Raw genomic sequence first — 13,333 nt, forward strand, 5'->3', positions numbered from 1 at the left:
TGAGACCACCATCCAGCCTTCACCCAATTGAAATCATTACAACACTTGTTGAGAGGGCATCCCCTATTTCTTTATTGCGCCTTCTTTATTTCGCCGATGAGGACATCTTACGTCAGCCGTTCATGTGGCTGCCCCATTGCCGGCACGTCACCACTCTCGGTCATTCTGCTGGCGCTTCTGGTCTTTCAGCAGCGAGCCAGTAAAACGCACTTGTGCGCCATTCTGCTATGGCGTACTCACGAGAAGCCCGTTGCGGTACTGCCGGGAAATCCGTTTCGGAGGCCGCAAACAAGACGGCTCCATTCATGGAGACCAGAAACACGACAATGCCGACCACGGAGAAAGCGTGCCGGAGGAGATGCCGGCGTACTGACCTGACGCGTAAGTTCAAGTTCGCTCCTCGTCGCCATAAGCCGTGTTTCCGGTTCTTTTGAAGAGCGCTTAGCGCGGCATCAGATAGATCGGCGACTCGGCCGACAAGCCGCTATGCACCTGCCGGGTGAGCTCGTCAGCGAGCGCTTCTTCGGCACCCGCTTCCAGCGCATTGAGCGCGTATTCCACAATCGCCTCAGGCGTTGATTTCTGGGCATCGAGACCCTTCGTAAGATCGGTATCGACGAAACCCATGTGCAAAGACATCACCTGCGTTCCTTGCTCCCGCAATTCGTTGCGCAAGCCGTTGCTCAGGCTCCAGACGGCGGCTTTGGACGTCGCATAGGTCGCTAACATGGGAAAACTCAGCCAACTACCGATAGATGCCACGTTGAGCAGTGCGCCGCCGCCATTGCGTGCCAGCGCCGGCGCAAACGCGCGGCTTACGCGCAACACCCCGAAAACATTTGTTTCGAAGTGGCGCCGAAGGAGGTCTTCGGCATCATCGGCAAGAAACCCGCCGATGGCCGCAATACCCGCGTTATTGACGACGATATTCACGTCGCCGGCCAAACGCGCGGCAGACTCAACATCGCTGACCGAGGTCACGTCGAGTTTCAGTGGTTCAACACCCGATAAGGTGATGCTCGAAGGATCGCGCGCACCCGCATAAACCTTGCGGGCACCGCGAGCCAGGAAAGCCTTGGTGAAGGCAAGCCCGATGCCGCGGTTGGCACCCGTGACGAGAACAGTAGCGTCAGCAATTTTCATACAATATCTCCGGTATGATGGTCATCATATTTTCAGGTGAAAAGAGACTGCCGCTGATATCCCGGCAGGCTCAATTAGGGTAAAAAGGTTCAAACTGTGTAATAAGCTGTTCGCTGGTTCGCGCTAGCAGATAGCGACCACGCTGGCCGCCGAATACTCGCGCCAGTTGTAATGCACCGACCATCATGGCCGCAGCGTCTTCTGCTCGGGCCGGATCGGCACTCTGTGGCAGCGTTGAGCGCACCAGCTCTACCAACGCATTTACATTACGGCGCGCTTCGTTGAGCACGGCATCGCTCATACGGGGCATTTCAGACGCCAACGCGGCGACGACGCAGCCACACTCGATTTGCTCCAGATGACTTTCGTGCAAGTAGGAATGCACCAGCGCCGCAAAATGCCCTTCCCCACATGCCATGCGACGTGCAGTCGCCGCCTTGATTGCGGTTGAACTGTCAATCCAGGCGCGCTGTATAGCCTCAACCACAAGCGCATCCCGTGACTCGAAGTGCGCATAGAAACCGCCATGCGTGAGGCCGGCTTCCTTCATCATATCGGCAACGCCGACGCCGTTAGTGCCGGCGCGCCGGATCGCGCGCGATGCGACCTCGACGATACGCTCGTGGGTGATTTGTTTGCGTGTAAATTTATTTAACATGATGGTCATCATATTACGATCATCATAAAAACGTGTCAAATACGAAATCCCATATATACCCCAAATAATTCGAGTTGCAGGACAAAACGCGCTGCGTTTTGAACAACGCAACGCGTTGGCCCGTCAGGGCAAGGCTCATTGAGCCTTGTCACGCGGCAAGAGAGTGACAAATTCGTCGGGAACGAATTTGACCAGCCAACGGCTGGCCTCTGGTGAGAGACAGGATGTCTCTCATTTCATCCCGATGAGCTTACTCAAGTAAGTGATTCGGGTGAACGACAAATCTGCCGGGAGCAGATTTGAACGCTGCTTGCAGCGGCCCGAAGGGCGAGGCCCATTGATGGGCCGAGTCACGCAGCCAACGCACCTGCAACTTGAAGTATGACGGGTATAGTTATTGTCTTTCCGCTAAAACGGCATATACAGTATCGACACGATAGCGTGGTCACCGGCAGAAGGAACAATCCGCCGTCGTAGACGCCGCCTACCGTGCGCCCTGGCCGGGCGATTACACGTTGGTTTACTCCACTCGATCATCCAAGGAACGACAGTGACTCCCCCACAGCATAAACGCCCCAAACGCCTCTGGGCCGCTGCAATCATGAACATCGCAGTCGGTCTTATCAGCCTGTTCGCACTGATTTTCCTGACCGTCTCCGTACAAACTGCGGGTGCCATCAAACTCGCCCCGAGTACGGCCGTTTTCGCCGTCTCCAGCGCTGTATTTTTAATCCTGGCTTCTGTGCTTGCGCTGCGAGGGAAACCACGTGGTCGCTGGTTGATGCTATTCGCCGCAATCCTGTTTTATGGCAGCGTTCTGCTTCAAAACGCCTACCTGCTGAATCAAGCTGATGGCGGTTTGCTGCCGGCCGAGAAGCTAACGGCTGCGGCCGTGCGCAGTGGTCTTGAAATCGCCATCAATCTATGGGCGTTGCTGAGCGCCAAAACGCGCCGCTACTTCACCGACCCGGATACCCCATGACGTCCTGAGGGATGGGCCGAATAATACAGCCAACAGATCTGTAACTTGGAGTATAAAGGGTATATAGTTTGGTTAGTGTATATTAAATTAAATCGCAAAAGGATATGACACCCCATTCCTGGCTAGCATTCTTTCATTGATGCAGACTAGAAACATGCTTATGATTTGCACACGACACATTCGAAATACACACAACAGAAAAAATATGCGGAACAGCAGTATTGCCATTACATGAAAACATTCCACATAATAACTTTTTAAACGTTAAAGAAAATCCTATATGCACTCTTACGATGGAATTGACTATCAATATAGCAGCAACGAAACTGAAAGAGAAAAAGCTATTAGAATCATTGCGAACATACTAGGTTTCCAGCCTTTAACAACCGATCTGGATTATTCTTTTAATTTCTATTCTGGGGGCTCTGGAATCAATGATCGCCTAGCCATTCGTTGTCTTTATGTTGAATCAGATTGGCCTAAAATAATCAAAACACTTTGCCTCAATCAAATTAGTGAAATATCTGAACACCCTTTATGGAAAGAAGATTTCCTATGGTTGATCGGTGCTGAAGGCGCTGAATTAGCTCTTGAAAATCATTGTTTTCAATTCATTAACAATCAGAAACTCGAGTTACAAGATATGGCTGATAAGCGCTGGGAAATCTTTTTTTCCAATGAAAGTGATATAAATTCATGGTGCGTTGTATGGCACGACGGCACCCACCTGAACTATTTGAGCTTCGTTCAAGGATAATCATTCCCATTAAAACAGCATCAGCAAAGCCTATCAATTCGAACTGAACTTCCCTAACACAATAGACTATTTAGTACAGCCACTTAGGTATTATATGCATCCAGATATCAAAGCATTATCCCGCGATCTTCAAGTATTCATAGACTTTCTACTATCAGTAGGTGAGAAGCATTGGGCCCATTGGTTTGAAAAAAATGCTGAATTAATCCGTGGATCCGACTTCAGAGGTATTGAGGGTATTTTGTCGTCATTTGGTGGTATGGGTAGCATCAATGATTTGGTTATTCATCCAATGAATGGTCACACAATAACCGAAGAACAGATTCAAACCGCCAACATTACGCTTAGATCATTACTACAGGTAGTAGCTGCAAAAACTCAAAAGCTATATGTCGAAGAAATTGATGCCCACCGTCGCACATAACAAGGGCAGGCGGTTAAAGTCTGACCACCAAAATTGGTACTACACCCGTTCATTTAAAATGGATAAACATTCAATCCCGAAAATTCAAAATATCCCCTCACCGCCAGACTCAATAACACCATTTACAGCCTAATCCCCCCAATATCGCACCGTTTTCCGCTCCCGTTCATCCACCGTCAGCGAAAATACGTCCGGTCGGGCGTAGTGACCGACCACATCCAGATCGTAACGGGCGCCGGCCAGCAGGTCGGTGTCGATTTCCGCCGTCAGTAACCCCGTCTCACCCGTCAGCGGCCCGGCCAGTACGTTGCCCAGCGGATCGACTATCAAGCTACCACCGTTGATCAGGGGTCGTTGCGGGTCCCAGCCGGGAATGTCGATGCCCAGCGCAGCAGGCGAAGGTTGTACCTGACAGGCGGTAATCACAAAACAGCGCCCTTCATGGGCGATATGCCGCATTGAGGCTTGCCAGATATCGCGTTCGTCCACCGTTGGTGCGCACCAAATCTGTACCCCTTTGCCGTACATCGCCATACGCAGCAACGGCATATGGTTTTCCCAGCAGATCGCCGCACCGACTTTACCAGCCGGTGAATCGATGACCGTCAGCGTGGAGCCGTCGCCCTGCCCCCAGATCAGCCGCTCGGTGCCGGTAGGCATCAGCTTACGATGCTTGCCCGCCAGCCCGGCTTCCGGCGTGAAAAATAGCGCGGTGCAGTATAAGGTATTGCCGTCGCGCTCTATCGCGCCCACTACCAGCGTGGCGCCGGTACGGGCCGACAACGCCGCCAGCGCGGTACACTCTTCGCCATCCAGATCAACGGCATGGTGATAATACTGTGCGAACGTCTCGCGTCCTTGCGGCAGGCGATAACCCAGATAAGTGCCGAACATCTCCCCTTTGGGATAGCCGCCCAGCAACGCTTCCGGCATGACCACCAACACCGCGCCGCTACGAACAATTTCCGTTTCCCATGCCAGAATCGCCCCCAGCGTCGCCGCTTTGCCGGCGGGTGAACTCCCTATCTGTAATGCAGCCACTACGGATGTCGCCATCGTCTTTTCTCCGGTGAGTTAATCGGGCCCGAGAGCCACAGGATGGTGGTATGCTGCCAGTCCCGCTGAGTTGAATGAAGCCCATTTCGTTGTTGATTGATATGAATGAAATAAATATCAGCAGTCTGGATTTGAATCTGCTCAAGACGTTTGAGGCGTTGTATGAGGAAGGTAGCGCCAGCCGCGCCGGTTTACGCCTCGGCATTACTCAATCCGCCGTCAGCGCGGCGTTAAAACGGCTTCGGCAGTGGTACGGCGATCCGCTATTCGTACGTACCGGCCGGGGCTTGATGCCGACGCCGCGTGCACACGAACTGCAGCCGTTGGTCAGCGATGCACTCAACAAATGCCGTGAAACATTGATGTTGCTCCAACCGAACCCACAGGCGTATGCCGGTCGCACCGTCACGTTGGGATTGTCGGATGATTTTGAACTGGCGTTGGGGCAGATGATGATTGCCCGCCTGCACCAGCGGGCACCTGGCTTGCGGCTGGTGTTTCGGCAAGCCCACAGCCAGATCGCGGCCGACATGCTGCTGCGCCATGAACTGGATCTGGCGCTGACGGCGGGCGGTTTCAGCTACCGTTCACTGTCGAAAGTGCAGGTCGCCAGCGGCGGCTATGCCTGTCTGGTAAGCCGGGACGTGACGACGCTGTCGCTGGAGCGATTTATCCACACACCGCACCTGTTGATCTCGCACGGCGGACATATCGGGCTGGTAGACGAGCAACTGGCAGAGCTGGGATTCAGCCGACGCATTGCTGCCTCCACCACCCATTTTGCCGCGATCCCCTGGCTACTGCAGGATGATACTCTGCTGGCGACGCTGCCCGCCCACGCCGCTCAGGCCATTGCTGCCCGTACGCCGCATCTGCGTTGTCTGCCGTGCCCGTTGTCTATGCCGGATTACGCCATCGAACTCGGATTCCGGCCGACAATCATCCGTGACGGCGCGGTTCGTCTGGTACGTGAAACGCTCAGCCAATTGGCGAGCGAGTTTCACTGGTGCGCGCCTGTCGGCACCTTATCTCAGTAATGGCGGTAACATCGGAGACGGCACACCCTCCGATGCACGTTTCTGCACGTTAATGCCCACGTCGATAACGCTGTCGTCCATCAGCGTTGTTAGCGTATTTATGCGCGAATAAGGCTTAACCCTGCCCGAGTAAAAGGCGTAGCTACTTCGTCAGGCACCGCGGATTCCACAATTAGCGTGCTGGCCATGGTAAGTTCGCCGATCGCATAACGAGAGGCGACATTCAACTTATCCTGTGTCGCCATGACCACCGTTTCCGCTGCGCGTGCCGCCAGCGCTCGTTTGATATACGCCTCTTCCAGATCGCCGGTGCTGAACCCCGCCTGCGGATGCACACCGGTTACGCCCATAAAAAAGATATCGGCGCGGATCGTCGCCAGCGCCTCCACCGCCGCGGCGCCTACCGCAACCAGTGAATGCTTGTAAAGACGACCGCCAATCAATACCACCTCGATGCCGGGATGATTTACCAGCGCCACCGCCACGCTCGGGCTGTGGGTAACTACCGTCGCCGCCAGCGTCAACGGCAGGCACGTCACCAGCTCACCACTGGTGGTGCCGCCGTCAATCATCACCACCTGACCCGATAGTATCAGCGCAGCGGCAGCCTGCGCGAGTTGATGCTTGGCGCTTATCGCTATCCGGCTGCGCGCATCAAAACTGACCACTGTGCCGGAAGCGGGCAAGGCGCCGCCATGCACCCGCTGTAATCGCCCCTCGCCGGCCAGCTCGCGCAAGTCACGCCGAATGGTATCTTCCGAAACGCCAAAGGCTTCGCTTAATTGCTTTGCCAGCACCTGTCCTTCAGCCGCCAGTTGTTCCAGAATTCGCTGTTTACGCTGCGTCGTCAGCATGGTATTTCTCCGATACGTTTTTTCATCCCTTTTTTACCTGAACACGCCTGATATTGCACGATTAATTACCTAAATACTGATTTTAACCCGCAAATAACTGCACAAATACGCACGAAATAACTTGAAGATGCACGAAAAACCCAGTTAGGATAACCACTCATCACTTATTCAGGAGTGTTGCAATGCTCACCACACGAGACCGGGTACGCATTATTGACAGCGTGGTACTGTCTGATGATTGGTATGTGCTGAAGAAAAATACCTTCGATTTTCTACGCCGGGATGGCACCTGGCAGCGGCAAAGCCGGGAAACCTACGATCGCGGTAATGGCGCAGTCATCTTGTTGTATCATCGCCGCAAACAGACATTGTTGTTGACCCGTCAGTTTCGTTTTCCGGTATTCGTCAACGGCCACGACGGAATGCTGATTGAAGCCGCCGCCGGCTTGCTTGATCATGCCGACCCCGAGGTGCGGATTCGCGCCGAAGCGGAAGAGGAAACCGGCTACCGGGTATTCCATGTTCGCAAAGTAATGGAAGCTTATATGAGCCCCGGTTCGGTGACGGAAAAGCTCTATTTCTTTCTGGGCGAATATGACGACCATTCTCGTATCGGCGAGGGTGGCGGCGTGCTGGACGAGGGCGAAGATGTAGAAACGCTGGAGATGACGTTGCCGCAGGCATTAGCGGCCATTGCCGACGGCACGATTATGGACGCCAAAACCATTATGCTGGTGCAATACGTTGCGTTACATCGCGTATTGCCGTTCGTCGGTATGCCGGATTAATGTTTTGGTCATTTTTCGGTGAGCGGAATAACCCACGCAATGCATGATGGCATACATCACCCTCACCGTTAGATGACCGGTAAAACAATATGTGCTCGACTAAACACCACTCTCGGCCATTATTCATATACTGCGACTGATTATTTTTAAAGCAATCCGTTAAAAAATAATCCAGAAAGTTATTAACTCCGGCTATTATTTATCTCGTATTTATTATTATGCCGCTTTGTTTTTCAGGATAATCACTGATAACGAATCGCCTCATCCCACTGCACGATCCCCTCTGCATTCATTGTGAATTTTGAATAAATTTCACGCCGGGATTTGACATTTATCGCTTTTTTATTCATACAGAATACAGCTGCCGCATCGACATAGCGCAGAGATAACAATTATTTATACCCCAAATAATTCGAGTTGCAGGAAGGCGGCAAGAGAGAGACAAATTCGTCGGGAACGAATTTGACCAGCCAAAGGCTGGCCTCTGGTGAGAGACAGGATGTCTCTCATTTCATCCCGATGAGCTTACTCAGGTAAGTGATTCGGGTGAACGAACGCAGCCAACGCACCTGCAACTTGAAGTATGACGGGTATATACCCATCATACGCCAGGTTGCAGGTATATTGGCTACCCGCCCCTCCCCAGTTGCCAAGGTGAGCATCTGGGGTTCGCACGGTTGCCATGTTACAAGGCTCAAATAAGCCTTGCCCTGAAGGGCTAATGCGTTGCGTTATTCAAAACGCGGGCGTGTTATCCTGCAGCGCGAATTATTTTGGTTATATCCTCTTTAACTGATGATCTGAAAAAATAAGATTTATCAAAGAGGTTTATTGGTGATTACTCATCGGCAAAAATTGGGCGCAACAGGATTGTTGCGCCTGAAAAATTGAAAATTCGACAGGAGAAGATGATGAAAAAAGTATATTCGTTATTGGCCGGACTGGTATTGGCAATCGGCCTGATGACCAGCCCCGCCGCACCGGCAAAAGGCCAGGCGGGGGTGTTTGATTTCTATCTGCTGACGTTATCCTGGTCACCCACATTTTGTCTGACTCATGCCAGCAATGAGCAATGCTCCAAAGGGTATGGCTTTGTACTGCACGGCTTGTGGCCGCAATATGCCAACGGCGGCTGGCCGCAAGACTGCCCGCCGATAACGGCGCTTACCGCGCAAGAGCGCAAGTACGGCAATACCCTGTTCCCAACCGATGACCTGCTCACGCACGAGTGGGAAAAACACGGCACCTGTAGCGGGCTGGGCGCGAACGGGTATTTACAGGCGGCGGACCAGGCGCTGACCAAGGTGAAAATCCCGGCCAGTTTCAACGCGCCGGCCAAGCCGTTGCAAATGACGGCGGATCAAATTCTGGCCTCATTCCGCCAGAGCAATCCGGCGATACCGCAAGGGGGCATCGTGGCGATTTGTAGCGGCCCGGAGCTGTCTGAAATTCGGGTGTGTATGGACAAAGATCTGAATTTTCAGTCTTGTGGCAAATCGATAAAAACGCAGTGTCGCGATGGCAACATCCGCGTACCTAACGTTCGCTGATCCCCGTTCTGACGCCGATTATCCTGTCGGCGGCGCCTCTCTCTCTTAGCCCGCCTTCGCGCGGGCTTATGTCAATTTATGTCGAAACATTGAATAACAATAATTACTTTTGTAAAGATTTCTATTGTACTTATTCTGTGTGTGAAATATCACTGTCATCCGGACTCGCTAGCATGTCCGGTTGGAGGCGTCCATTCACCCAGTGCAGGTACTCGAGCATGTTTTTGTTTTCACCACAGGACAGCACCTACACCAGGATGTTGTGTCAGTTTGAGTTTCAGGCTCAACAGGAAGGGATTACCCGGCAAACCATGGCGGCGGCGGTGGTATTCCGGGGCGGTATACTGCTGGTGCGCCGCAGCGCCAATGATCCGGAGTTACCCGGACACTGGGAGATTCCCGGTGGCGGACGCGAACCCGGCGATCACAACCTGCTTGCCACCCTGATGCGAGAATTGCAGGAAGAAACCGGTTTGCGGTTGCGTTATATCCGTCACTATCTGGGTTTTTTCGATTATCTGGCACCCACTAACGAAAAAGTCCGGCAATGGAATTTTCTGGTTGATGTGATGCAGGAAGAAATCTGTCTGAACGAAAGTGAACACGATGCCTGGCTAATCGTGCGTCAAGCGTCCGATATTCCGGAAGATTGCCCAATCAGTGAAGAGAGCCGTTTTGTCGTCAATGCCGCGATCCGAATGCTATAGTCGTCAGATTATAGCGTGCATAAAAAGGCCCCGAGATAACGGGGCCTGACAAAGTTTACACCAGTTGGCCGAGGGAAGCCGCCTCGAAACCATTAAGGCTATTCAGCTCCTGACGCTGAACTTTCGCCGCCCATTGCGGGTCAGTCAGCAGTACACGACCGACGGCGATCAAATCAAATTCGTCACGTTCCATGCGCTCGAGCAGTTTATCCAGGCTCGCCGGATTGGCGCCTTTGCCGGCAAAAGCGCCGAAAAACTCATCAGACAAACCGACGGACCCTACGCTGATGGTCGCGGCACCGGTCACTTTCTTCACCCAACCGGCGAAGTTCAGCCCATTCTCACCATCCACATCCGGGAATTCCGGTTCCCAGAAGCGACGCTGCGAACAGTGCAGAATATCCACACCCGCGGAGACCAACGGCGCCAGCCAGTCTTCCAGCGCCAGCGGCGTCGGTGCCAGACGGGCGCTATAGTCCTGCTGCTTCCATTGACTGACACGTAAAATCAGCGGGAAATCCGGCCCTACGGCGTCTCGAACACTCTTCACTACTTCAGCGGCAAAACGCGCACGCTGTTTAATCGTCGCCCCACCGAACGCATCAGTACGCTGGTTGGTCCCACCCCAGAAGAACTGGTCTATCAGGTAACCATGCGCACCATGCAATTCGAGCGTATCAAACCCTAGGCGCTTCGCATCGGCCGCGGCGCGACCAAATGCCGAGATGGTATCGGCAATGTCTTCATCGGTCATGGCATGACCGCGCTCCATCTCCGGCGAGAACAACCCCGACGGGCTTTCGATGTAATCCGGATCCCATTCCACACCGGGGTACGGAGCCGAGCCAACATGCCATATTTGCGGCCCCATCTTGCCGCCGGCTGCGTGGACCTCGTCAATCACCTGCTGCCAGCCCGCTAACGCACGCTCGCCATGAAAAAACGGAATCCCGGGGTGGTTACTCGAACCGGGGCGATCCACGACGGTGCCTTCAGACAAAATCAACCCGACTTCACCCTCCGCCCGACGGCGATAATAGGCGGCAATATCATCGCCCGGAATACCATCGGCGGCGAAACACCGGGTCATCGGCGCCATCACGATACGATTTTTTAATTGCAGTGTTTTTAACGTAAAAGGACGGAACAGCACATCAATATTGGCCATGTAATCAATCTCCTTGGGCACGAACCTGTGATGGTATACAATGTAAACCTGGTGTCAATCAGGCACATTTATGCTACCTGGTAGCCTAAAGGAAACTACTATGCCGAAATCTTGTACATCTCCTTACTCTTACGCCAACTGCCCCAGCCGTTTTTTGCTGGAGCAAATCGCCGACAAATGGTCAGTGCTGGTACTGGGCGCGCTATGCGAAAAACCGCTGCGCTTTAACGAAATCAAACGCAGCCTGGAAGGCATCACACAAAAAGCGCTGACGCAGTGCCTGCGAAAACTGGAGCGTAACGGTATTGTAGAACGTCGGGTACTGACGTTTTCGCCGGTTGCGGTGGAATATCACATCACACCGCTCGGGAACACACTGAAGGAGCCGTTTAAGGCGCTTTATCGCTGGACGACGGAGTATCTGCCGCAGGTAACCCAAGCGCGTGAACGTTTCGATCAGCGGCTCAGCGAGCAAGAAAAAGCGCTGTCCGACACCGGCGCCTAAAGGGCGTCAGGGCAACAGACAGTGCCTTTCCGGCTTGAGGTATCAGGAGACGGTAAACGACATCATCATGCCGGTGTCTTCGTGCTCCAGTAAATGGCAGTGCGCCATAAACGCCCGTTCTTTCGGTGCGGGATGATTGAACTGCACCAGCACCTCGCTACGCGCGCCTTCCACGTGCACAATGTCTTTCCACCCTTGTCGATGGGCGGCAGGCGGTTTGCCATTCTCAGACAAGATACGAAAGCGGGTGCCGTGAATATGAAAAGGATGCAACATCATGTCGCCTTGCCCGGAAATACTCCACACTTCGAGCTCACCGCGTTTAACCTCAAACATCGGTTGTCCCATCTGGAATGCCGCGCCATTGATGCGATTGGCCGACATCATATCCAGCGCCGCCTGCCCCGTCGGTGAATTCATCGCGCCGTGATTCATCGCGCTGTGGTTCATGTCGCCATGATTCATATTACCGTGGTTCATATTGCCGTGGTTCATGCCATTCTGTCCTGAGCCGGACGGCATAGACATACCCGACATCGAGCCGTGCTCGGCCATATTCATCCCTGCCATCGCCTGCATACCATAACGCTGCATGAGTGCCTGCATACCCAGCATGTCGAGTTGTGGGTCCATCGTTAACTGTAATTGGCGTGTTTTCAGTCCTGACGTTGACGGCAGCGCCGGCAATGACGCCAGCGTTTCCGGCAGTTGCCCTGCACCCGGCTGCAAGGTCGGCTGAATACGTAACACCGGCAATGGCTGATCGAACGGCGGCAAACTCATCCCCATCTGTGTGACCGGCAACGTCACCATATCGAACGTTTTACCGTCACGCGCATCGACCAATACCTCAAAACGTTCGCCCATCAGCACGGTCAGCGCGCTCACCTGCACCGGCTCCGCCAGCAAACCACCCTCGCTGGCAATCACATACAGCGGGCGTCCATCGCCGGCAGCCAGCGTCAGCGAACGGGCATTACACCCGTTAAGCACTCGCAAACGCAGCCAGCCACGCGGCGCACGATGCTGCGGGTAGCGCGCGCCGTTAGTCAGCATCAGGTCGCCAAACCAGCCCACAGCCGCCGACATCACATCCAGTTGATAATCAATCTGCCCTTTGGCATCCAGCCGTTTGTCCTGCAAGATCAATGGAATATCATCTACTCCCCATTGAGAAGGCAACGGCAACGCCCGGCTGGCGACATCCTGAATCAGAATCAATCCCCCCAGCCCCATCGCCACCTGCCGCCCCGTTACCCCGTGGGTATGTGGATGAAACCACGCCGTCGCCGCCGGTTGCTCGACCCGGAACGCCGCACTCCATGTGCTTCCCGGCGTAATTTCCGCCTGTGGGCCGCCATCGGCATTACCGGGGATCTCCAGTCCATGCCAGTGCAACGTGGTAGTTTCAGGCAAGGCATTCGTGACGTTGAGGGTGACCGCCTGACCCTGTTCCAGTCGCAACGCCGGCCCTAAGAAACCGCCGTTAACGCCCCAGGTTGCGGTTTCCAACCCGGCCAGCCAACTCATAGTGCCGGTCTGCAATTTCAGGGCAAGGTTGCCGCCCGCATCCGGCGACAACAGTGGCGGCACAGGCAGAATCGGGCGTTCGTCGGCCCATACGGAACGGCTCCACCAGGGCAGCAGGTTGGCGGCCCCCAGCATAGTGGCTAACTTGATGAACTCTCGGCGACGCATATGTCA

14 protein-coding genes are annotated in these 13,333 nt (G+C 53.9%); 8 read left to right on the forward strand and 6 right to left on the reverse strand.

The features are described 5' to 3' along the window. Positions 1 to 441: 441 nt before the first annotated feature. Positions 442 to 1,143, reverse strand: coding sequence for an SDR family oxidoreductase (locus FDP13_RS01000; RefSeq protein ID WP_033577275.1), 702 nt, complete (start codon positions 1,141 to 1,143; stop codon positions 442 to 444). A gap of 70 nt (positions 1,144 to 1,213) precedes the next feature. Then, positions 1,214 to 1,801 (reverse strand): TetR/AcrR family transcriptional regulator, encoded by a 588-nt coding sequence (locus FDP13_RS01005; protein WP_033577310.1) that lies wholly within the window; start codon positions 1,799 to 1,801, stop codon positions 1,214 to 1,216. A gap of 601 nt (positions 1,802 to 2,402) precedes the next feature. Here FDP13_RS01005 and FDP13_RS01015 point away from each other — a divergent pair. The 3 genes from FDP13_RS01015 to FDP13_RS01025 all read left to right on the forward strand — a co-directional run bounded on the left by FDP13_RS01015 (position 2,403) and on the right by FDP13_RS01025 (position 3,964). Continuing rightward, a complete protein-coding gene (locus tag FDP13_RS01015) occupies positions 2,403 to 2,783 on the forward strand; it encodes a hypothetical protein (RefSeq protein WP_143838238.1) in 381 nt (126 codons plus the stop codon). Positions 2,784 to 3,063: 280 nt separating this feature from the next. Then, a complete protein-coding gene (locus FDP13_RS01020) occupies positions 3,064 to 3,540 on the forward strand; it encodes a hypothetical protein (protein ID WP_143838240.1) in 477 nt (158 codons plus the stop codon). Between the two features lie 94 nt (positions 3,541 to 3,634). After that, a complete protein-coding gene (locus tag FDP13_RS01025) occupies positions 3,635 to 3,964 on the forward strand; it encodes a hypothetical protein (RefSeq protein WP_033580993.1) in 330 nt (109 codons plus the stop codon). Between the two features lie 129 nt (positions 3,965 to 4,093). Here the strand turns inward: FDP13_RS01025 and FDP13_RS01030 are convergent, their stop codons facing one another. Further along, the gene (locus FDP13_RS01030; protein ID WP_143838241.1) at positions 4,094 to 5,020 is read right to left on the reverse strand and encodes a carbon-nitrogen hydrolase family protein; all 927 of its coding nucleotides are present in this window, start codon (positions 5,018 to 5,020) and stop codon (positions 4,094 to 4,096) included. A 101-nt stretch (positions 5,021 to 5,121) separates the two neighbouring features. Here FDP13_RS01030 and FDP13_RS01035 point away from each other — a divergent pair, with 101 nt between their 5' ends. Beyond that, complete coding sequence (locus FDP13_RS01035) at positions 5,122 to 6,057, forward strand: LysR family transcriptional regulator (RefSeq protein ID WP_143838243.1); 936 nt, start codon at positions 5,122 to 5,124, stop codon at positions 6,055 to 6,057. 98 nt (positions 6,058 to 6,155) lie between these two features. Here the strand turns inward: FDP13_RS01035 and FDP13_RS01040 are convergent, their stop codons facing one another. Continuing rightward, positions 6,156 to 6,911, reverse strand: coding sequence for a DeoR/GlpR family DNA-binding transcription regulator (locus FDP13_RS01040; protein WP_143838245.1), 756 nt, complete (start codon positions 6,909 to 6,911; stop codon positions 6,156 to 6,158). 182 nt (positions 6,912 to 7,093) lie between these two features. Here FDP13_RS01040 and FDP13_RS01045 point away from each other — a divergent pair, with 182 nt between their 5' ends. The 3 genes from FDP13_RS01045 (at position 7,094) to FDP13_RS01055 (ending at position 9,956) form a co-directional block, all read left to right on the forward strand. Then, entirely contained in the window at positions 7,094 to 7,699 is a 606-nt protein-coding gene (locus FDP13_RS01045; RefSeq protein WP_143838247.1) for an NUDIX domain-containing protein, read from the forward strand. A gap of 908 nt (positions 7,700 to 8,607) precedes the next feature. Next, the gene (locus tag FDP13_RS01050) at positions 8,608 to 9,249 is read left to right on the forward strand and encodes a ribonuclease T2 (RefSeq protein ID WP_231578067.1); all 642 of its coding nucleotides are present in this window, start codon (positions 8,608 to 8,610) and stop codon (positions 9,247 to 9,249) included. Positions 9,250 to 9,467: 218 nt separating this feature from the next. Continuing rightward, positions 9,468 to 9,956 (forward strand): NUDIX hydrolase, encoded by a 489-nt coding sequence (locus FDP13_RS01055; protein WP_143838249.1) that lies wholly within the window; start codon positions 9,468 to 9,470, stop codon positions 9,954 to 9,956. 55 nt (positions 9,957 to 10,011) lie between these two features. Here FDP13_RS01055 and FDP13_RS01060 read toward each other — a convergent pair whose 3' ends face one another. Next, positions 10,012 to 11,124 (reverse strand): NADH:flavin oxidoreductase, encoded by a 1,113-nt coding sequence (locus FDP13_RS01060; protein WP_143838250.1) that lies wholly within the window; start codon positions 11,122 to 11,124, stop codon positions 10,012 to 10,014. A gap of 100 nt (positions 11,125 to 11,224) precedes the next feature. Here FDP13_RS01060 and FDP13_RS01065 point away from each other — a divergent pair, with 100 nt between their 5' ends. Further along, positions 11,225 to 11,629: a helix-turn-helix domain-containing protein gene (locus FDP13_RS01065; protein ID WP_234424356.1), complete on the forward strand. Its 405-nt coding sequence runs from the start codon at positions 11,225 to 11,227 to the stop codon at positions 11,627 to 11,629. A 42-nt stretch (positions 11,630 to 11,671) separates the two neighbouring features. Here the strand turns inward: FDP13_RS01065 and cueO are convergent, their stop codons facing one another. Continuing rightward, positions 11,672 to 13,327 carry a multicopper oxidase CueO gene (gene cueO, locus FDP13_RS01070; RefSeq protein ID WP_143838254.1) on the reverse strand — a complete coding sequence of 552 codons (1,656 nt, stop codon included), beginning with the start codon at positions 13,325 to 13,327 and terminating at the stop codon, positions 11,672 to 11,674. Positions 13,328 to 13,333 lie beyond the last annotated feature (6 nt).

It is taken from the genome of Dickeya sp. ws52 (assembly GCF_007210685.1).
GTDB classification, from domain to species: Bacteria; Pseudomonadota; Gammaproteobacteria; order Enterobacterales; family Enterobacteriaceae; genus Dickeya; species Dickeya chrysanthemi.